The organism is Streptomyces sp. ISL-87 (assembly GCF_018614095.1).
Taxonomy (GTDB): domain Bacteria; phylum Actinomycetota; class Actinomycetes; order Streptomycetales; family Streptomycetaceae; genus Streptomyces.
In genome coordinates, this window is record NZ_JAGGOY010000043.1 from 70,286 (window position 1) to 88,515 (window position 18,230).

Below are 18,230 nucleotides of genomic sequence, written 5' to 3' on the forward strand. Positions count from 1 at the left end.
GGGCCGCACGCCGGGGCCGGGGGCCCGGGGCGGGGTCAGGAGTTCGGTGTGGAGGGTGCGGAGGGTGGGGCCCGGGGTGGTGCCCAGGCGGGTGGACAGGTCGCGGCGGACCTTGTCGTAGGCGGCCAGGGCCTCGGCCGGCCGGCCCGCATCGCGGAGGGCGCGGATGCGGAGGGCCTGGAGGGGCTCGTCCAGGGGCTGTTGCGCGCACAGCGCGGTCAACTCCGGCAGGGCGCGCTCGGCCTGGCCCAGGGCAAGGGCCGCCGCGAGCCGGCCCCGGCGCGCGTCCAGCCGTACCGCCTCCCACCGCGCGGACTGGGCCGCCTGGTCCGGCAGGCAGGACAGCGCGGGTCCCCGCCACAGGGCCAGGGCCTCGTCGTACAGGGCGGCCGCCTCGGCCGGGCCGGGGGCGGACGACGCCTCGCGCGTGAGGCGCTCGAAGCGGTATACGTCGATGTCCTCCCGCGCGGCGGCCAGCAGGTACCCGCCCGCCTCGGACCGCACGGCCTCCCGGCCGAGGGCCCGCCGCAGCCGGGCCACCAGCGCCTGGAGCGCGGCCACCGCCTCGGCCGGCGGGTCACCGTCCCACACCTCCGCGACCAGCGCGGGCGCCGGCACCGCCCGCCCGGGTCGCAGTGCGAGCGCGGTCAGGAGCGCCCGCAGCCGCGCTCCGCCGACGGCGACGGGAGTCCCGTCGTCGCGGAAGGCCTGGGTGGTGCCGAGAATCGCGTAGCGCACCGGCTCATTCTCCCCGGCCCCGGACCCCGGCCCGACCGGGACCCGGGATAGGTTTCGCCGCATGGATCACCAGGGCAGCCGCAGCGAGCGGCGCATAAGTTCCGTATTCCTCGGCATCGTCGCCGTCATGGCAGTCACCGGCTGGGCCGTGTGGACGGGCTACTCGACCAGCACCGGGCTCGCGGTGTTCCTCTTCGTCACGGCGGCCTGGATCGTCTCGCTCTGCCTCCACGAGTACGCGCACGCCCGCACCGCCCTGCACAGCGGCGACCTCACGATAGGTGCCAAGGGCTATCTGACGCTGAATCCACTTAGGTACCGGCCTGTTAACCTCCTCTCATGACCAGGAGACCGAGAGTGCTCATCGCCGTCCGTCTGTCCATAGACACAGACAGCACCACCAGCCCTGAACGGCAGCTCGAAGAGTGCATGGCCTTTTGCGAGCGTCGCGGCTGGGACGTCGTGGGTGTGGCTAAGGATCTTGACATCTCAGCTACCCGGTACGCGCCGTGGCAGCGGCCCGAGCTGGCTGCGTGGTTGGACAGGGCTCCTGAGTTCGACAACATCGTGTTCTGGCGCCTTGACCGCTTCGTGCGGAAGGTGGGCGACCTGCACACCATGATCGAGTGGGCAGAGAACCACGGCAGCAAGGGTCTGGTTTCCGCCACGGAACCCTTCGACCTCACCGACCCGTTCGGGGAGGTCATGGCAACCATGATCGCCGCCTTCGCCCGCATGGAGGCCCGCGCTGTCTCCGAGCGGGTCACTTCCATGCGTCAGCACCTCCTCACCTCCGATCGCTGGGGAGGCGGAAGCCCTCCGTACGGCTATACGACGGAGGAACGTAACGGTGGCCGCTACCTGGTTCCCAACCCCGTCACGTTGCCGAACCTGCGCGAGATCGTCATGAGGGTGCTCAACGGAGAGCCCCTCAACGCCATCTGTCGAGACCTGGACGAGCGCAACGTCCCCTCCCCGTCAGCCACTTACAAGACGAGCAAGAGGGAAACGGTTGCCCCTTGGTACCCGAAAACCCTGAAGGGCATCCTCACCAGTCCGACTCTCCTGGGCTTTAAGACTCGGAACGAACCCATACCCGGCAAGAAGTACAGCCGGACGGTTCTCGTCTACGACGAGAAGGGCCACCGCATCAAGATGGCTGAGCCGCTTGTCACGGAGGAAGAATGGAAGCAGCTACAAAAGGCACTCATTGAGACCGCTGCGCCGGCATCGGGAGTCCGAGGCCCTGAACCGAAAACACCCTTTCTCGATGTGATCAAGTGCGGGAGCTGTGGCAAGAATCTGCAATGGCACACCACCAAGAAGAAGCGCAAGGACGAGACCTATCGGGAGACGCACAAGATTCGCTGCTTGTCGCGCCCCAAGTCGCCGGCATGCCCCGGCTACGTCTTCGATCCAGAGACGGAGATCATCGGCCCCGTCATGCGGTCCCTACTTGAAGAACTCGGCAATGAGCCTGTAGTTCAGCGCATATACGTGGAAGGCGATGGCACGGCTGCCAAGCTCGAAGAGCTGGAAGAGTCAATCAACTACCACATGGCCCAGATAACTCCCGGAGGCATTTACAGCAAGGGCATTCTTAGGGACAAGGCCGCAAAGACACTCGAAGGACTCAACGAGGAGTACGAGCGTCTTTCTTCCCTTGGGGCTGCTGGCGAATCACGCTGGGAGTACAGAGAGCTAGGCATGACCTTTGGAGAGCGCTGGTTCGAAAAGGGTACTCCACAGATCACGGACGACTTGGTGAAGGCCGGGATCACGATGGAGTGTCACCCCCGCGATAAGGGCGGACATATTCTCAAGGTCCCAGACGACTTGAAGCACCGATTCGCCAAAATCATGGCGTAACGAAAGGCCCCTCCCGGTTGGGAGGGGCCTTTCTGCTTTACCTAAAACTAGCGGTCTTGAGTCGGGGAAGGCTCCGGTGACACGGCACCTGTGTCAGCTATATCAAGTACCCATCCCCCACACGAAGGGCAATCAGAAGGCCCGATAGACCTCCTCGTCGTAGTCATAGCGGATATCAAGCGGCGCCTTCCCTCCTAGCAGGAGGAGTTCGCCGCAGCAGCCGGCAGACTCAACAAAGAGGCCGTAACGCCTCACCGTGTCGTTTAGGTCTCGGAGGAATCCCCGCTGCGCTTCGCTCTGCTTGCCCTTACTCACAGTCCATCACCGATCAGCCTTCCAAGGGAGGTCGTCCGGAAACGTCCCGGCTTCCACTCGGTAGAGGAGCTTCCACGCATTGCCATCCTGCTGGTAGACCTCCCCGCCTCGCACTCCGCGATACTCGAACTGTCGAGTCTCGGGGTTGTACCGATTAGGCCGCTCCCATGCAACGGCTGACTTAGCTCGGCCGAGACCAACGTGATACTTCAGAGCCGGATTGCGATCAGGCGCGATGGACGCATACGGCATGCCGGCCAGGCCCTTGCGGGGCTCCGTACAACGTTCTTCCATGGAGGTCACCCCACCACCTCCGCATCCTCATCGTTGTCAACCGCGAGCTGGTGGAAGCCCATGATGGAGTTCCAGGTATCGGCAGCCATATCCCTAGCCAGCTCGTAGGGAAGACCTGAAGCAACGGCCTCCGTGAGTACCGTTCCCGCAATGCGGGAGGCCGTTACTGCGTAAGCCCCCTGCTTGTGCAGTCGCTGCACATTCATCTCTGCCTCAATACCCTCGATGAGTTCCTCAAAGGAACCAGTCTGCTCGTCACTCATACACGCTCCTAGTGCTTGCTTTCTTCAAGTTCCAACACGCTCCCCCAAGAGCGCTGACCAATTTCGGCATCAGCAGGTATCAGAAGCCCCTGCACCGAAAACTGCATGATGCGCACGGCCTCCCGCGCCATCTCAGGCGCATCCTTCTCCGGGAAGCTAAAAACAATCTCGTCGTGAATGGGCAGCCGCATAAACGGGGAGTAGCCTGCCTGATCGAGCTTCAGCAGGGCCCGAGCCGTTACGTCACGGCTGCCGCCCTGCACGAAGTAGTTCAGCGCCCGGAACCACTTGCCGGGATCGACAGGTAGCCGCCGGCCAGTTGCTGTGTAAACGAATCCAGTTCGCCTAGCTTCATCGGCCAGTCGCTTCCCGAAAGCCCCAACACCGGGATACGTCCGGGAAAACGCCTCCAGCACCTTTCGGGCGGTGGCTTCGTCTACATGGGCCTGCTCCATTAGGGCCGCCCAGCCCCCGCCATACACCGTCAAGAAGTTGGCCATCTTGCCAATTTTGCGTGCAACATCCGCAGCATCAGCAGTGATCTGGTGAAGATCTAGCCCGTTAACAAAGGCGTTCAGCATTGTGGGATCACGAGAGAATGCCGCCAGGTAGCGAAGCTCCATATTGCCGAAGTCGATGGAACACGAGACGTGCCCCTCATCAGCAAGAAACATGTGCCTCACATAGCCGTCCCCCGAGGGGAACGTTTGAGCCGGGATGCTGCCAGAAATTGACATCCTGGAAGTCCGCGCCTGGAGACTATTAATACTTCCGTGCACCCGATTGTCCGAATCACGGCCAATCAGAGCTCGCTCAAACCAAGTCTTGCGCCACTTGCCGGCCTTCTTGGCCTGCACCACCGCAGCGGCTAGAGGGTGCTCAATAGCCGATAGCACATCATCGTCTATCGACAGATTCCCCTTAGCCGTCCTCTTTGTCAGCCGTACCCCGAGATCAGTAAAGACGTCAATGAGCTGCTGATTTGAGTTGACGTTCTCAACACCGAAGGTCCGCGCAAGCTGCTCCTGGCGCTGCTGCTCGGCGGAAAGCTCCTCACAGCGCCGCTCGGCATATTCGACATCCAGCAGGTAGCCGGTCCGCTCCATCTTGGCCGTGACGTGCGCTAGTTGGTGCTCCCACCCAATGAGCCCCTGAGACTTGGAACGCGCCGGCACCAGGCGATACAGGATCTGGAAGAGCCTGTAGGCAAGGGCCGGGTCCATGCCTGCGTAGAGCAAAAAGTCCGGATCGAACAACTCAACGAGCTTCCAGATCTTTTCCTTCGTGGTCTTGTACTTCTTCGCAAGCTCCCGGATTGAGCCCTTGACCTCTTCTGCCGTGGTCTCGCAGATGTAGAACTTGGTCAGCTCTTCCAATTTGAGACCGGGGCCCCGCTCCTTGACCGCCCGCGGATCAACGAGGTGCGCCAGCAGACGCGTATCCCATACCTTCGGAGCAAGATCCTCCATGGGTATGCCAAGCGTCGCCTCAGCAACATGAAGGTCAAATGTGCCGTTGTGAGCTACCAGCCATTCAAGGCGGAGAAGAGCCCAGCGGACCGCTTCCGCGAAGGCTGGCCCCTTCTCCACCGGAATGACCCAGGTTTCCGCTCCGGTGCCGAACTGTGCCAGTCGGCACCTGAAGTCGTCCGCCCACCACTGGAGTCCCGTCGTTTCCGTGTCGAAACCAAGAATGCGGTGACGAGACACGAACTCACGGAACTGCTCAAGGTCATCTTCTGTCTCCGCAACCCGAATCGATATCGGCTGGCCCTTGAGTCGGTAACTGAGATGCTGCAAGAGCCTTCCCCCATCTATCCAAGTTGCTTGATGAACTCCTGGCCTACGAACTTTGTGTAGGCAGGAGGGATGCATTCACGAATGCCCTCTCGGGACATCCAGGTGACTCCAAGGTCTTCCTTGGCCCCGTCCACCCCGATGAAGTTCCCAACGTAGATCCCCATTTCTCCGGGGAGTCGCCGGCGACCCATCTTCGTTTGACGCTTCACGTGAGTCGGGTGCGTCGGCTGCGGAAGCGTCCAGCCCCCAGCCTCAAAGAGACGGTGCCTATAGGTGTGAAGTCCGAAGTAATCACCGCAAAGCATGATCGGATTCTTCATTTCCGGCTCCGCCCCCATGACGTTCTCGATGACCCACGGAACGCCTATGGCGTTCAGGGCATCTCGGGTGGGCCCCAAGAGGTCAGGATGGTCGTTCTGCCTAATCCGCTGTGTCTTGCTGTAGAGCTGGCAGGGCGGCGAGGCGTGTATGAAGTCGAAGCGATGACCGTACGTCAGAAGGAACTGCATAGCTTCGGCTTGAATGAACTCGAATGGATAGCGGGGCTGTCGGGCAATGTCAACACCTACGACTTCGAACCCTGCATCTTGGTAACCCTTTCCCGCTCCCCCCTGGCAGCAGTACAGGTCAAGTAGTTTGAGAATCCCCCCGACACCTCCTTACATGTGGCGCTTCAGGGCAGCCGCTCCGATGAATACGCAGTTCGACACGGTGACCCCCATACAGAAATAGAAGAACCTGACCGGTGGGCGCCGCGCCCTAACGGACTGGAGTGTCCCCCGCTCAACGCGAGGTGAGCGCTTGGCGTGCGATCCCAAAATGGCACCCCCGCCCCTTCGGTAAATATCCCGAGCAAAACGAGAGGGGGCCGAGGAATTCCCGGCCCCCTTGAGGCGAGTTACTCAACTCCGTCAGCTCCTACGAGAAGGAGCCGTCCTTCTGCCGCCACAGCGGGTCACAGTTGGAGCCCTTCGGGGCGTTGCAGAAGAGCGCCGCCCATGCGCCCTTCGCGCCCTGGCCCTCACGCAGAGTTCGGCCGTGCGGGCACGAGTCCCCAGCAGGGCTCGACGGAGCGGCCTGCTGAACCTTGCCGCCCTGGAACGTCTTGGGAGCCGCATTCCCACCCTTGCCGGCTACGGGCTGGTGGGTCTCGCGCACCTTCTTGGCAGCGTGGGAGGCAAGCTCAATGACCCCCTTGTCCGCGAGAGCCTTCATAAGGTCTACAGCGTTGGTAGCAACCTCTTCGGCGCTCTGACCGAAGACCGTTGGCGTGATCCACTCGGCGTCATATCCCGCCGCGGCCTTGAATGTAAGACCGATCTTGAACTTGTTTGGGGTAACCGCAGCAACAGCGTCAGTCATAGGCTTGGTCTCCTTAGTAGTTTCTGGTTCTCCCCAGGGGGATGCACCGTCAAAGGGATTGGGAAAGCTCATACAGACCTCTCGGGGTCAGTGGTCGCACACCTACAATCGCAGGAGGCAAGTATCTGGGTAAAAGGAAGCCCTTAGATCAGGCAACTACCTTTCGCAGGTCTCGGTTCATCCTGCGAGCAAGAGCATCAAGCCCTCGATTGCTCGCCTTGCGCTCGGTGTCGTCCTTCGGAGGAAGCCCGTAGACGTATCTGCGCATCACAGTGTCCCGCTGCGGCTTAGTTAGCCGATTCAGAGCCAAGGAAGCATCTAGCCGTGCAGAAATTAGAGAATCGGTGATTCGGCAGGAAAGCAAGTCGTCCTTGCGGCCAAGCATCTGACCGAGTTCCTCATCTGAGTAGATGAGCGTCGCCAGGGCCCGCTTAGCCTCGTCCGGGGTGTAGTAATACTTCCCGTCTTCAACATCGCGAGCATCTCGCTCCCTGGACGCGTACTGAGTGCCGGCCTTCTTGCAGAACATCCAAAGGAATTGCTCATCGTAGTGCTGCTCCAGGTACGTACGACGCTCGTAAGCGTGAAGAAGGATCTCCTGCTTAACGTCGTCCTTTTCCACTACGGTCCATGCAGAGGCGATCGATCGGGCCGCCTTGTCCGCAATATCCGCCACACGAGCCCAGTCAACTACAGTCATACGCCGTCCCCCTTCTTAACAAAGCGCCCTCCGGCGCCGCGAATCACCTTTCCGTAGCGCTCACCCTCAACGACGAACGAGCCATCGCGGCGGATGTCAACGGGGTAGGGGGAGACATCATGGTCTCCGACGTAGAGGATTCCAAAGCCAGATTGCCAATTTGCGACAGCTCCAGGTCCGAGATACTGAGCCTTCCGCGGGTCCATGATGTGCCCAACTTCAAATCCCCACCGCATACCGCCCAGATGGGACGGGCCGTGCCGGCGCACTCCGAGCCGATGTGTGTGCCCCATGACCAAGTTCGTGGTCGCCTTGCTGGCATGGGCATATGCCGTGGTGCCCGAGATGTTGGAAAGACCCTTGATCTCGTGTCCATGGATAAGGGCCGTATCCGGCCCGACCTTATGGAAAGCGGGGGTAAGATTAACCCCAAATCCATCGAAGTCCAGCAGTCTCGAAAAATGGAAGTCGTCTGCGTATTCAGCCAACGCTGGAGCCTTGGCACTCAGGTAAGTACGTGGCCGGAGGTCGTGATTACCCTCCAGGATTCCGAAGGGCCCTCCGTAGACTGCCCTTATGGGTTCGAGGACGCGCCGCTTGGTGACCTCGGAATCACTCTTCACTTGCTGGCGATACTCGAAGCGAGTGCCTTCGTTCCAACGGCTAGGCGTCTCATAGTCGTTGAGGTCACCTATCTGGTACAGCTCATCCGGCTGATAGTCCCCGATGAAGCTGATCAAATTGTTCAGCGCCTTGGGGTCGTGGTAAGGGACCTGAAGGTCCGATATGACAACTACCCTTTTCAAATGGTCTCCCCCGTACCCTTCGCGTAGGCCGTTCCCCACGTGTCTCCGTTGTCCTGGGCGCTCTGCACCAGGTTCAGCTTTTGCATAGTCCGATCAGAGAGTTGGGGAAAGAGCCTTCCCGCCAGCGACGATGCCGGCCGCGCTTCAAGCTGCTCCATCCACTCCAGCGGAGCCCCCAGGCGGTAAAGCACTACTCCGATGACACACCCAGCAGAGACAGGAGACCCCGACTCATCCTTGTGCACGTAGAAACACCGGCCGTCTTCTTCATCGGCTGGCATGTACTCCGGAGACGAATAGACGTAGTCGGGTCGCTCTGCAACGACCTCGCGAAGCGTCTCCAGAACCACTGAGTCCGTTACCGCAGATTCGACCACTCCCACGAACGTCACTTGCCCTGCTCCTTGCTAATCCGTTGAATCTCGCGGTCGATGTACCAACGAGCCTTCTTGAGGTCTTCCAGTTCGGTGCTGCCATCCTTACGTCCCGCACGACAGAGGTACTTGACGGCAGAACCCCGGCTGAAGTTCAGACACTCTGCTAGGTCAATAACTTCGAGCCCTTGGGGCAGCCAGGTGTAGTGACTCGGATGATCCACCGCAGAATCACCTGCGACGGAAACCGGGGCCGAAACCGGCTCGATCTCGTCCTCTGCCAAGTTGAGAAACCGCGCTTGTCCATTGACGTAGATCTTTACCCCGTAGGGGTACGGGGCCGTTGCATGCGAATTCACCGAGTAGACAACGCCGCGAAACCCAAGAAAGCCGCCAAGCCGCAACGCCGGAGAGTCCGGAGATGCCACTCGGACCTTGTCCTTCACTTTGTACTTCACAGGCCGATCCGCCCCTTGAGTGCTGTAGTCCCAGACCCGATTAGCACGGAGTTGGAATCTCGGGCGTCGGGCATTTGAATCACCTTGCCGTTTGGTAGTTCGGCAGCTAGCTCGTCCATAAAGGCAAGCCCAGGACCGTCCTCCGCTATGAGAAACACGGTCTCGTACCCGTACAGGGCGGGGGTCCAGTAGTCCCGCCATGTGCCGGTTCCAGGAACCCCGCTTGCCGGGATACCGGCCAGATCCCAAGACATGGTGTCGAATTCCCCTTCGACCACTACCAGGATTGGGCTCGGCTGAATCAGGGCGGCCGTGTTGAACAGGCGGGGAGGATCGCCCGGGAGGCTCATGTACTTGCCTCCCTTGTGATCGTGCTTCTCCTTCTCACCCTTCTCGAAGAAGTACGATCCATCAGAGTCCCGCACACATCTATCTGCGATACAGCGAAAACGGCAGGTCGCTACTCCGTGCTCTCCGCCGGCAGGTCGCATGTAGGGAATGCAGAGGCTGCCTCCGTACCGTTCATGCCCAGGTAGAGCCGAACGGACGTAGCCCAGGCCGAACTTCGCTGCGACTGCTCCTAGCCCGCGGGCCGCTACGTACTGCTCTGCCGGGCTGCCCTGGTAGGTCTGGTGGTATTCCCTCGCCATCTCCACGGAATTCGATACGTGCAAGTTCTTGGGCTTCAAGGAAGCCACAGCTCTTCTCCCTCATGATCACTGCATACGAGTCCTCGGAGAGGTTGCAGACAAAGCAGTTCCAACGGTTTCGATCGACATCGACAGAGGCTGACGGGTTGGAGTCAGCATGAAGGGGACAACAGACCTTCTGCCGTCCCCTTGATACCGCGATGTCGATTCCGTAGAAGTGGGCCAGGACTCTAGCTATCGACGGCTTCGGAAGGGTGCTTCTCATCACCAATGCGCCTCACAGTCACGGGAAAGTCGTACTGCCGTGCAGCCGCCTTCCAAGCGTGATAGTCGCCGCGTGAGTCGCGAGGCGACTTGACCGCGTAGATTTCGGTCATCGGAATGCCAGGCCGTAGAACGCCGACTGCTGGTAGTCCTTGAACACGAGGCCGCTGGCTCGTTCGTCCAGAAGGGCAAACGGGTGTCCCGCCGTCTCCCAGTCACGCACCTGTGCCTTTTCCAGGCTTTGGAGAACCGCGTTGGTGTGCATGCGCGGACTGTTCGTCATGCTGCCGGCAACCCTGACCAGGACTGCCATGAGGCTTTCCGCCTCCTCAAGGGTCATGGTCACCGAGATTGCAGCTACCTTCTCGGTCTTCTTGACTTCCCGATCGATGGTCGTCCGCTTGGCCTCAGCCATTTTCATTCCTCTTATCGTTGGTGTATCGCGGGCCCAAGACTTTCCAGGCCGGATAGTTCTCTAGGTACTCGGCTGCTCGCCGCAGCACTTCAGGCCTGTCTCTGGCTCCTCGGGCGAGGAGCTGGCCATTGCATCGGGCACAGAGAAGGCCACGAATCGCTTCCGTCTTGTGGCAGTGGTCCACGGCCAGATTGGTTTTGCGGGTCTCTCGGCAGATTGCACACCTGCCGTCCTGCGCCAGGAGGAGGCGGTCATATTCCTCGGGAGACAGTCCGTATGTCGCCTGAATCCTCGTGTTCCGGGCTGCCTGCCGGCGCCCGGCCTTACGGCAGGAAGAGCAGACCTTCCCTCGAACCGAGGTGTAGAACTTCTCCGACCGGTTCTGCCCGCACTTGGCACACTCTCGAAATCCCCTGCGGGGTGGGGTCACTTAGCCCCCGTCCTGATCAGAGCTTCGAGCCGATTCAGCTCTTTCTGCGTCACACTCTCGTCAACGAGGGCAAAAAGGTTAAAGAGCGGGATGGCCGTTGCCAGTCGTGCGGCCTTGAAGTCGATAACAGCCGTCTTGACTCCGCCCCGGGCTGCGCCGATCAGAACCTTTGAGAGCTGGAAAACGTTCAGGCGTCGCGGGCCCTCGATTTCAACTACGAGGGCGGCACCTTCGGTATCCACCTCAGACAGGTCCAGATCAGGGAAACGAATCTGGAGGGCGAAGCCGAACTCTCGCTCTGCCTTGAATCCGCCCCGGATCTCTCGAACCATGGTCGTGCTGGCCATTGAAAATACGCCCTTCGGTCGCAGGAGGCAAGTAACTAGGCAAAAAAAGAGGCCGGCAGCTCTTCATCCAGCTCCTCAAAGCGGAGGTTGCTGCGGTTGAGCCTGAAGCTAGCAAATGTCTGCCCGGACGAGTCCTCGAAGCCCTCACGGTTTTTCACTGGACTCACGTGAAGTATTCGGCTGTTCATACCGTCAACCTCCTTGTGGATTGTGAGGATGAGGGACGGTACTCGGTGGACCTTGCCCTTTACCCCGCTAAGCGGGATCGGGTTCAGTCCGTCCGAATGCTCTCCGGTTACATGGTGAAGCCCTAGCACATGCGCGCTCGTTTCCCTCGCCATTTCCGAGAGATACTCACACAGCCCTTCCAAGCCGAATGTATAGCTCTCGGCATCCCCCACCGTTCCAGTATCAACGTTCGTAACGTTGTCTACCACAAGCAGGTGAGGGGTACATCCGTACACCTCCAGGTAGCACAGCAGGGAGTTTTCAAGATCTTGCTGACTAGGCCTGGCCAAGAAGTTGAACCGGGCCCACCATCGCTCTCCGAGGGCACCCGCATATTCCGCAAAGTCCCCTCCGAGGAGCGCCTGCTTGATCACCTTGGACTCATGCCCAGTAATCATGGCCGTGGCCCTCGCAACCTGTGTGGCAGCACTGGAGTCGGCCGAAAAATACAGCACTGGAACATTGGCGGTCATCGCCAGAAAGAGAGCAAGAAGACTCTTACCCGTTCCTGGGCCGGCAACCACAAGCGACAACTCCGACCGGCGGAACTCTACCTCTAGGCGCTTGAGAGACTTCAGGGCATTCGGAATGGGCTCACCTGCGGCCCCTCGAATGCTTACCGATTGCGCAAGAGAGAACAATGCTCACCTTCCTAAGGCCGCTCCAAGCTCATCGCAGGAAGCAACTAACTTCTTCCAAAAAAGGCCCCGAGGGGCCGTCTTCCAGTTGAGCATATGCCAGGCGCATATCTTGGGCAAGAGAGTATCTAGCCCCTACGAGCAGAGCAGGCGTACGCCACGTCACAGAACCGGCAGTGGAACCCCGGGGAAGCCTGGAAGCTGCCCGCCTTCACCCCCTGGTCCATGCTCACGAAACGCTCGGCAACCTCGTCCTCAGTAACAGCGGTGAGGTCGACAGGACGCGAAAGCCCGCCCGACTTGGCCATGTACCAGTCAGCGTCATTTACTTCCACCCCCAAGGCCTTACGCGCCAGAACCCCGTAGGTCTGGAGCTGGAACTTTGACTTCATGGAACCCGTCTTCAGGTCCCGTACGCGAACGGACTTGTCCGGCTTACTGACGAACTGGTCCACGTAGCCCTGGACTCTGACACCCCCCAAGTCAGCCGTCAAGTGCAATTCGATGCCCGGCCGACCCGTCGGGTCCTTCCAGATGACGGGCTGGTTTTCCTCCGCCCATCGGACATAGGCCCGCGTCTGCTCCATCCCGAGCACGTAGCGAGCCTCAATGTCCGACTGCCCATCGGTGCCGGCGGTCAGCCAATGGTCAAGATTTGGCTCCGCTTGGAGAGCCTCGTTCACCCGGGCCGTGTAGTCCTCGTGGAAGATCTCGGCCACCTGATCCGCGGTGAGACTTCGCCCGCTTCCCTCGTATCCTTCGGCCGCCAGGTGGAACGCTGATCCCTGGTGAGACCAAGCAGCGGGCCGAGGAGTGATCCGCTCGACCCGCTGTAGCTCGTACTGCCGTGGACATTTCTCGTATTGCTCGACCTGGCTCACCGACCGAGTCATCTGAGAAACCTGTGTGCGCCTGTCTGTCAACGTTAATCCCATTCGATTTGGGCTTCCGGATGCACTACATGAATCCGGAAGCGGGTTGAAAGTGGGAACTGCCTGTGTGGGTGCGGAAAGTCATCCGTGCCCACAACCCGACCCCGCCACGGGGCCCCCAGCTCCGCAGTCAGCCTTTGCAGGGCCTCGTGATCCTCCGGGTACAGAGTGTCCGACTCCGTCACAAAGAAGTAAGTACCTACCTGTTTGGCCTCTACGCGACTGATGCGAAGACCATCCGAGACGTGCACCTCAGCCAGCCGCAACGGCCTGGCCCCCTCTACCGCACGCAGCAGCTCATCCCTCGTTCCCCAACGGGAAGCCTTAGCTTCCTTCGTCATGTGCACACGCCCCCCAGCCCCACTCGATGCGCTATCGAACGCCTGTACGACCGCCGCTCGACAGACATGAGCGTACGCCGGAGACGACGTGAATGAGATGTGAATACCGGGGTGGCCTAGATCACAACACCCGCCCTGACCTGGACGTACAACCAAAAAGGGCCCCGACAGGTCTCCTGTCAGGGCCCAACGGAAAGAGCTCTATGCGATCTTGTCCGACCGCTCGCCGGCAGCATGCGCGGCCTCAGCAGCATCGAAGGAAAACAGCTCCAAGTCCCGTTCGGTGAGCGGCACTTCGGCGGGCCATTGAATGATCAAACCGTGACCACCGTCAGCCGCTCGGGGCACGTAGTGGGCCCCGTCCTCCTCGACCGCGAGCACCTCCCGGCCAGACGTGATCCGGTTCAAAAACGCACGCCGCGCCTGCTCGGAGCGCGGGGAGATCTCCTGACCAAGCTGCACCCGGAGGTAGGCCCGCAAGCCCAGGTACGCCGCCTGTGAGGCCAGCTTCTTCTTGGCAGGATGAGTGTCCAGAGACCACGGCAGGACATCGGTGACTTCCTGCAACCCTTGGCGGGTGCGGATGTCTTGCCCGTTGTAAAGCCGCGTCACAGCCTGCCGACTGACCCCGAACCGCTTCGCAATCGCGCCGTGCGTCAGATTGGCCTCACGGAGCTTAAGTAGCTCGTGATCGCTAGGAAGCTTCCTGGGCCTCATTTACGCCCCATTCGGTCGGGTATTTGACGAAGCAACTGCCTTCGCCGGCACGGCGAGGGTCTCAGTAGCAGCACTCTAGCGCGTGTCGCAAGTATGCGACATCACCATTCTGACACGCCGCTGTGATCCACGTCTCAGGCACCGTGGTGTCCTCAAGGGGTCAAGAGGACACGTACATAACTATTGAGAGCTGGAAACGGAAGGACTACATAAGAAGGTCTGTTTTCAGTCAGTCAAATGTGTGACCAACTAACTACTCTTGATCACAGTCAGACCTAAGAGTCTGAACTGTTCAACTTTGAAAGTTTCCCCTCTGTTGAGTCTCTTTGGGCCATGTCGGCCCAGGTCGCAGGTCCAGAGGGGTCGTGGCCCCGGAGCCAGACAAGCAGCCTCCGGGGCCACGTCACCAACTGCGCTGTGGCTGACAGTGATCGGTCGTAGCGTACTACTGAGGGTAGGTGCCTATGCCAAGGGCTGCATCTGTATGCCTCGTGAGGGGATGCCCCAGGCGAACAAGCAGCGCAGGCCGCTGCGTTGAACACGCACCGTCCGAGCGTCCCTGGGGACGCAAGAGTCCAAGGAACTTGCAACGCGACAGCGCATGGGAACGGCGGGTAAGGCCGCGCGCCCTGGTCCGTGATCGGTTCGCCTGTGTGGCCTGTGGTGCCCGGGAGCACCTGGAGGTGGACCACATCAAGCCCATTGCCAAGGGGGGCACGTGGACCCTCGACAACGCTCAAACCCTCTGCAAGACCTGCCACTTCACCAAGACCCAGCGGGACAGGCGAACACCCTAGCCCCGCGGGCCGGCACCGATGACTATTAGCTCAGCCCGGTTAGAGCACGCCCCTGATAAGGGCGGAGTCCCTGGTTCGAATCCAGGATGGTCAACTGGGGTAGCTCCCCTAGCCCCGAAACTCCCCCGATCAGGGGACGGAAGGGCTGCGCGTTTCGTCTAGTGGCTCAGGACTCCTCCCGCGAAGGGAGGTAACGCGGGTTCGAATCCCGTAACGCGCTATCTGCCCTCTTAGCTCAGCTTGGTCTAGAGCACCGCACTTCCAATGCGGGGACATCGGTTCAAATCCGATAGAGGGCTCGCTAGGGACTCCCCAGTCTGGATATGGGATGGGAGTCGGCAAAGGATCGGACGTATGGGCGTAAGGCCCCACCCGAGAGATAACCCCGACCCCATGGGAGTGCGCGGCCTTGGCCGTCGAAGAGTCCAGACACATTGGCATGTAGCTCAACAGGCAGAGCAAGGGACTGTTAATCCCTGGGTTGCTGGTTCGACTCCAGCCATGCCAGCTAGGGAATGGGTAAGCCGGTGGGTGCCGGCGCCGTAGCGCTAGCGCGGGGGTTGGCCTCCTGGGGTTCGAGTCCCCGCCTTGCACCTGGCCACTTTTTCGCGAATCCGTAGCTCAGTTGGTAGAGCGAGGGCCTCTTAAGCCCGCGGTCGTAGGTTCAAGTCCTACCGGATTCACTGGTCTGACAATAGCGGCCTGACCGCTGCAACGATAGGACAAGGGGACGGTGTATGGGATGCACCCCCACCCTTACTACCTTGGGCTAGTCACCCGAGGGAACAGGGGGGAAGAGCGGTTCGAGTCCGCTGCCCCGCCTGCCCGCTTAGGCAAATTTGGTAAAGCCGCCCGGCTCAGACCCGGGAGTTTCCGAGTTCGAGTCTCGGAGCGGGTACAGCACCGCATGTGGGACCTCTATGGCATTGCAGTGCCCTCTTCTACGAGCTGGCCGCCCATCAGTAACCCCCGCCCTTGTGGGGCTTGTGCCGAACAGGGTTGTAAGCCCGCCAGCTCGTAGATCGCGTGAGAGTCCACCTGACCCAACTGGTAGAGGTGCGCGGTACCGGCCCCGTAAGGGAGATCCGCAAACAATCCGCAGAGATCCCGGTTCGAACCCGGGGGCGGACTCTCACCGCCTGGTCGTAGTTCAGTTGGTAGAGCGCCTGGTTTGGGACCAGGAGGCCGCCGGTTCGAGTCCGGCCGACCAGACCACCGCAGGCCCCTCCACGGAGGGGCCTTTGTTGTTACCGCACACAGGAGTGATGCATCAATGTACGAGGACCAGGAGCCGGTTGACGGCCCCCGCTTCCGAGCTGCGGACGAGCCCACCAGGGCCAGGCGCAAGGCAAGTTGGCGTCAGATGGCCCTAGACGAACTGGATGACCTCGGTGACCTCCTGGATACGAATCTGCCGGGGGTGAGGCTCTGATGACACGAGGGCCTGCCCCCAAGGACAACGCTGTACGCCGCAACGTGCACCAGTACGCCCAGGCCCTTGCCGCCGGCACTCAGGCAGGCCGCGAGCTCCCGAAGGCCCTGGGGATCTCCACAGGCGGAGCCAAGAGGTTTTGGAAGACCTGGAGCACTGCACCGCAGACATCCGCTTGGACCGAGACCGACTGGGCCGAGTTGGAGTTGACGACCAAGTTGGTTGATGGCCTCTTTCTCGGAGACCTCAAGCTTGCTGGGGAGATCCGGCAGCGAGTTGCGAAGTGGGGCGCCACTGTCGAAGACAGGGCGAGGCTCCGAATGACTTTCGACAAGACCACTGAAGGCGAGTCCGCGGCGCCTTCTGCGCCCGCTCCTGAAGTCGATATGGACGAGGAGCTTTACAGGCTACTCAACGGCACTTAGAAGGCGGGGAGGCCCCTTGCAGACAGGCAATCTACCCGCAGGGGTCCCAAGGCCCAACGAGACTCTCGGCTACCAGATTATTCGCTGGTGCCAGAAGTACATTGTCCAGCCGGATGGCGATCGAGCCGGTGAAAGCTGGCAGTTCACTCCCGAGCAACTTCGGTTTGTGCTGTGGTTCTACAGCATCAAACCCGACGGGGGGTGGACCTACTCAGCCGCGACCCTGCGAAGGGCGAAAGGCTGGGGCTTAGCAAGACACCACTTCTCGCGGCGCTCGCAATCGTGGAATTTCTCGGCCCATGCCGATTCAGCCACTTCGACTCCTTCGGTCTTCCCGTAGGCAAGGCTGTCCCCCTGCCCGTTGTTCAGATCGGCGCCACGGCGCTTGATCAGACGGATCAGACGCTAGACATGATTCGGGGCATGCTCTCCGAGTCTCCTGCTGAGGCTGAGTACGGGCTCGACATCGGTAAGTCGATCGTTCAGTTCAAGAGCGGTAAGCCTGGCTCTATCAAGCCGAAGGCGACTGCCGGCAGGACCAATGAGGGGAATCGCCCGACCTTTGTCCGGGCCCCGGCGGGTTAGTTCTGCTGGGGCCTGGGCATTGTGTGATTCGCACTCATGGATGAGGTCCACCACTGGGTTTCCAGCAACGGCGGCCCTGATTTCTATCAGACGATTAAGCGCAATATTGAGAAGACGACCAAGGCCGGGTCTCGATGGGTCTGCACGACCAACGCATACAACCCCAACGAAGATTCTGTAGCTCAGGTCATTCACGAGTCCGACATGGTGACGCAGGGCTATTGGCTCTACGACTGCCTTGAAGGCTCGATTGCGGTTGATGATATTCGTGATGAGGTAGCTGTACGTGCGTCCCTGGTGGAGGCTTACGGAGATGCCTCGTGGGCCGACATCGACGGCCTGACGCGAACAATCCTCTACGACCGCACGACACCTGACAGCACCTATTGCCGCTTCTTCTTCAACCAGATTGCCGAATCTTCGGACGGCTGGATGAGCAAGAGCGAGTGGGACGCACGTCTGGACGAGGACGATCCGATCAAACTCGGTGATCAGATAGCCATCGGATTCGATGGAAGTGTCCGAGGAGACTCCACAGGCTTGTGCGGCATTCGAATGCGAGATGCCAAGCTCTTTGTTCTCGACGTGTGGGAGCGCCCAGAGAACGCCCCAGATGACTGGGAAGTGGATGTTCTGGCAGTAGAGGCCGCGGTTAACCGGGCCTTTGCAGACTATCGAGTTGCTTGGATGTACGCCGATCCGCCGTACTTCCAAGAGGCTATCGGCCGTTGGTCCATTGAGCACGGAGACGACACGGTCTTTGAGTTCTGGACCAACAAGCCCACAAGGATGGTTCAGGCCGTGGAGAGGTTCCGTACCGCCTCCATGGTTGGCGATCTGAAGCACAACGGAGATGCCCGGCTGAGCCGGCACGTCCTCAACGCGGTGACGCGTGAAGTTTCTCAAGGAGTCCTTATTCAGAAGGACTCCCCGCGGTCCAAAAGGAAGATCGACCTTGCCGTATGCGCCGTGCTCGCCCTGGAAGCGAGAGCAGACGCCATCGCAGATGGCCGTATGCAGATTCGGAGGTCACGAGTAGTGGGGTGGTAGC

The 18,230-nt window shown here is 60.6% G+C and carries 21 protein-coding genes, 7 tRNA genes and 2 pseudogenes; 12 read left to right on the forward strand and 18 right to left on the reverse strand.

Going from position 1 to position 18,230, the window contains the following annotated elements; genetic code table 11:
- Positions 1–738, reverse strand: a 738-nt coding sequence (locus tag J7I97_RS16610) for a BTAD domain-containing putative transcriptional regulator (RefSeq protein ID WP_374195481.1), incomplete at its 3' end; no start/stop codon positions are given.
- 61 nt (positions 739–799) lie between these two features.
- On the opposite strand from J7I97_RS16610, the pseudogene J7I97_RS16615 reads away from it, so the two are divergent.
- Together J7I97_RS16615 and J7I97_RS16620 are read left to right on the forward strand one after the other, a co-directional pair.
- A pseudogene (locus tag J7I97_RS16615) lies at positions 800–1,057 on the forward strand (site-2 protease family protein); the annotation flags it as partial.
- Positions 1,058–1,095: 38 nt separating this feature from the next.
- On the forward strand, positions 1,096–2,607 hold the full coding sequence (locus J7I97_RS16620; RefSeq protein ID WP_308378351.1) for a recombinase family protein: 1,512 nt from the start codon (positions 1,096–1,098) through the stop codon (positions 2,605–2,607).
- A 132-nt stretch (positions 2,608–2,739) separates the two neighbouring features.
- Here J7I97_RS16620 and J7I97_RS16625 read toward each other — a convergent pair whose 3' ends face one another.
- The 17 genes and pseudogenes from J7I97_RS16625 to J7I97_RS16700 form a co-directional block, all read right to left on the reverse strand.
- Positions 2,740–2,922 carry a hypothetical protein gene (locus tag J7I97_RS16625; protein WP_214935592.1) on the reverse strand — a complete coding sequence of 61 codons (183 nt, stop codon included), beginning with the start codon at positions 2,920–2,922 and terminating at the stop codon, positions 2,740–2,742.
- Between the two features lie 299 nt (positions 2,923–3,221).
- On the reverse strand, positions 3,222–3,479 hold the full coding sequence (locus J7I97_RS16630) for a hypothetical protein (RefSeq protein WP_214935594.1): 258 nt from the start codon (positions 3,477–3,479) through the stop codon (positions 3,222–3,224).
- 8 nt (positions 3,480–3,487) lie between these two features.
- Entirely contained in the window at positions 3,488–5,278 is a 1,791-nt protein-coding gene (locus tag J7I97_RS16635) for a DNA polymerase (RefSeq protein WP_214935596.1), read from the reverse strand.
- A 14-nt stretch (positions 5,279–5,292) separates the two neighbouring features.
- Positions 5,293–5,787: an SAM-dependent methyltransferase gene (locus J7I97_RS16640; RefSeq protein WP_308378352.1), complete on the reverse strand. Its 495-nt coding sequence runs from the start codon at positions 5,785–5,787 to the stop codon at positions 5,293–5,295.
- Between the two features lie 409 nt (positions 5,788–6,196).
- Complete coding sequence (locus tag J7I97_RS16645; RefSeq protein ID WP_251058862.1) at positions 6,197–6,640, reverse strand: hypothetical protein; 444 nt, start codon at positions 6,638–6,640, stop codon at positions 6,197–6,199.
- Between the two features lie 148 nt (positions 6,641–6,788).
- A complete protein-coding gene (locus J7I97_RS16650) occupies positions 6,789–7,340 on the reverse strand; it encodes a hypothetical protein (RefSeq protein WP_214935600.1) in 552 nt (183 codons plus the stop codon).
- Positions 7,337–8,146 carry a metallophosphoesterase gene (locus tag J7I97_RS16655; RefSeq protein WP_214935602.1) on the reverse strand — a complete coding sequence of 270 codons (810 nt, stop codon included), beginning with the start codon at positions 8,144–8,146 and terminating at the stop codon, positions 7,337–7,339. The genes J7I97_RS16650 and J7I97_RS16655 overlap by 4 nt, the downstream gene beginning before the upstream one ends.
- Positions 8,143–8,538, reverse strand: a complete 396-nt coding sequence (locus J7I97_RS16660) for a hypothetical protein (RefSeq protein ID WP_214935604.1) — start codon at positions 8,536–8,538, stop codon at positions 8,143–8,145. Before J7I97_RS16660 ends, J7I97_RS16655 begins: the two co-directional genes overlap by 4 nt.
- Positions 8,535–8,978, reverse strand: a complete 444-nt coding sequence (locus J7I97_RS16665) for a DUF3310 domain-containing protein (protein ID WP_308378353.1) — start codon at positions 8,976–8,978, stop codon at positions 8,535–8,537. The genes J7I97_RS16660 and J7I97_RS16665 overlap by 4 nt, the downstream gene beginning before the upstream one ends.
- Positions 8,975–9,676 carry a topoisomerase gene (locus J7I97_RS16670; protein ID WP_308378354.1) on the reverse strand — a complete coding sequence of 234 codons (702 nt, stop codon included), beginning with the start codon at positions 9,674–9,676 and terminating at the stop codon, positions 8,975–8,977. The genes J7I97_RS16665 and J7I97_RS16670 overlap by 4 nt, the downstream gene beginning before the upstream one ends.
- Positions 9,677–9,713: 37 nt before the next feature.
- A pseudogene (locus tag J7I97_RS40320) lies at positions 9,714–9,893 on the reverse strand (CHC2 zinc finger domain-containing protein); the annotation flags it as partial.
- Between the two features lie 108 nt (positions 9,894–10,001).
- Positions 10,002–10,307 carry a hypothetical protein gene (locus J7I97_RS16675; RefSeq protein WP_214935608.1) on the reverse strand — a complete coding sequence of 102 codons (306 nt, stop codon included), beginning with the start codon at positions 10,305–10,307 and terminating at the stop codon, positions 10,002–10,004.
- Complete coding sequence (locus J7I97_RS38545; protein WP_214935610.1) at positions 10,300–10,737, reverse strand: endonuclease VII domain-containing protein; 438 nt, start codon at positions 10,735–10,737, stop codon at positions 10,300–10,302. Before J7I97_RS38545 ends, J7I97_RS16675 begins: the two co-directional genes overlap by 8 nt.
- Complete coding sequence (locus J7I97_RS16685; protein ID WP_214935612.1) at positions 10,734–11,084, reverse strand: hypothetical protein; 351 nt, start codon at positions 11,082–11,084, stop codon at positions 10,734–10,736. The genes J7I97_RS38545 and J7I97_RS16685 overlap by 4 nt, the downstream gene beginning before the upstream one ends.
- A gap of 35 nt (positions 11,085–11,119) precedes the next feature.
- Positions 11,120–11,953, reverse strand: coding sequence for an AAA family ATPase (locus tag J7I97_RS16690; protein ID WP_214935614.1), 834 nt, complete (start codon positions 11,951–11,953; stop codon positions 11,120–11,122).
- 125 nt (positions 11,954–12,078) lie between these two features.
- Positions 12,079–12,885: a PD-(D/E)XK nuclease family protein gene (locus J7I97_RS16695; RefSeq protein ID WP_308378355.1), complete on the reverse strand. Its 807-nt coding sequence runs from the start codon at positions 12,883–12,885 to the stop codon at positions 12,079–12,081.
- 539 nt (positions 12,886–13,424) lie between these two features.
- Positions 13,425–13,940: a hypothetical protein gene (locus J7I97_RS16700; RefSeq protein WP_214935618.1), complete on the reverse strand. Its 516-nt coding sequence runs from the start codon at positions 13,938–13,940 to the stop codon at positions 13,425–13,427.
- Positions 13,941–14,404: 464 nt separating this feature from the next.
- Here J7I97_RS16700 and J7I97_RS40325 point away from each other — a divergent pair, with 464 nt between their 5' ends.
- The 10 genes from J7I97_RS40325 (at position 14,405) to J7I97_RS16755 (ending at position 18,229) form a co-directional block, all read left to right on the forward strand.
- Positions 14,405–14,737, forward strand: a complete 333-nt coding sequence (locus J7I97_RS40325) for an HNH endonuclease (protein WP_374195482.1) — start codon at positions 14,405–14,407, stop codon at positions 14,735–14,737.
- Between the two features lie 19 nt (positions 14,738–14,756).
- A tRNA-Ile gene (locus J7I97_RS16710) sits at positions 14,757–14,831 on the forward strand.
- Between the two features lie 53 nt (positions 14,832–14,884).
- Positions 14,885–14,957: transfer RNA gene (locus J7I97_RS16715), tRNA-Ser, on the forward strand.
- Positions 14,958–14,961: 4 nt separating this feature from the next.
- Positions 14,962–15,036 (forward strand) — tRNA-Gly (locus J7I97_RS16720).
- Between the two features lie 136 nt (positions 15,037–15,172).
- Positions 15,173–15,245: transfer RNA gene (locus J7I97_RS16725), tRNA-Asn, on the forward strand.
- A gap of 102 nt (positions 15,246–15,347) precedes the next feature.
- Positions 15,348–15,420 (forward strand) — tRNA-Lys (locus tag J7I97_RS16730).
- Between the two features lie 140 nt (positions 15,421–15,560).
- A tRNA-Leu gene (locus tag J7I97_RS16735) sits at positions 15,561–15,635 on the forward strand.
- A 241-nt stretch (positions 15,636–15,876) separates the two neighbouring features.
- Positions 15,877–15,952: transfer RNA gene (locus J7I97_RS16740), tRNA-Pro, on the forward strand.
- Positions 15,953–16,213: 261 nt separating this feature from the next.
- Entirely contained in the window at positions 16,214–16,594 is a 381-nt protein-coding gene (locus tag J7I97_RS16745) for a hypothetical protein (protein ID WP_308378356.1), read from the forward strand.
- A gap of 621 nt (positions 16,595–17,215) precedes the next feature.
- A complete protein-coding gene (locus J7I97_RS16755) occupies positions 17,216–18,229 on the forward strand; it encodes a phage terminase family protein (protein ID WP_251058863.1) in 1,014 nt (337 codons plus the stop codon).
- The last annotated feature ends 1 nt before the right edge of the window (position 18,230 follow it).

Coding starts and splice junctions, on each gene's coding strand:
- J7I97_RS16630 (WP_214935594.1), bottom strand. CDS start 3,479: ATGAGTGACGAGCAGACTGGTTCCTTTGAGGAACTCATCGAGGGTATT.
- J7I97_RS16640 (WP_308378352.1), bottom strand. CDS start 5,787: ATGCAGTTCCTTCTGACGTACGGTCATCGCTTCGACTTCATACACGCC.
- J7I97_RS16645 (WP_251058862.1), bottom strand. CDS start 6,640: ATGACTGACGCTGTTGCTGCGGTTACCCCAAACAAGTTCAAGATCGGT.
- J7I97_RS16650 (WP_214935600.1), bottom strand. CDS start 7,340: ATGACTGTAGTTGACTGGGCTCGTGTGGCGGATATTGCGGACAAGGCG.
- J7I97_RS16675 (WP_214935608.1), bottom strand. CDS start 10,307: ATGGCTGAGGCCAAGCGGACGACCATCGATCGGGAAGTCAAGAAGACC.
- J7I97_RS16685 (WP_214935612.1), bottom strand. CDS start 11,084: ATGGCCAGCACGACCATGGTTCGAGAGATCCGGGGCGGATTCAAGGCA.
- J7I97_RS16695 (WP_308378355.1), bottom strand. CDS start 12,885: ATGGGATTAACGTTGACAGACAGGCGCACACAGGTTTCTCAGATGACT.
- J7I97_RS16700 (WP_214935618.1), bottom strand. CDS start 13,940: ATGAGGCCCAGGAAGCTTCCTAGCGATCACGAGCTACTTAAGCTCCGT.
- J7I97_RS40325 (WP_374195482.1), top strand. CDS start 14,405: ATGCCAAGGGCTGCATCTGTATGCCTCGTGAGGGGATGCCCCAGGCGA.
- J7I97_RS16755 (WP_251058863.1), top strand. CDS start 17,216: ATGGATGAGGTCCACCACTGGGTTTCCAGCAACGGCGGCCCTGATTTC.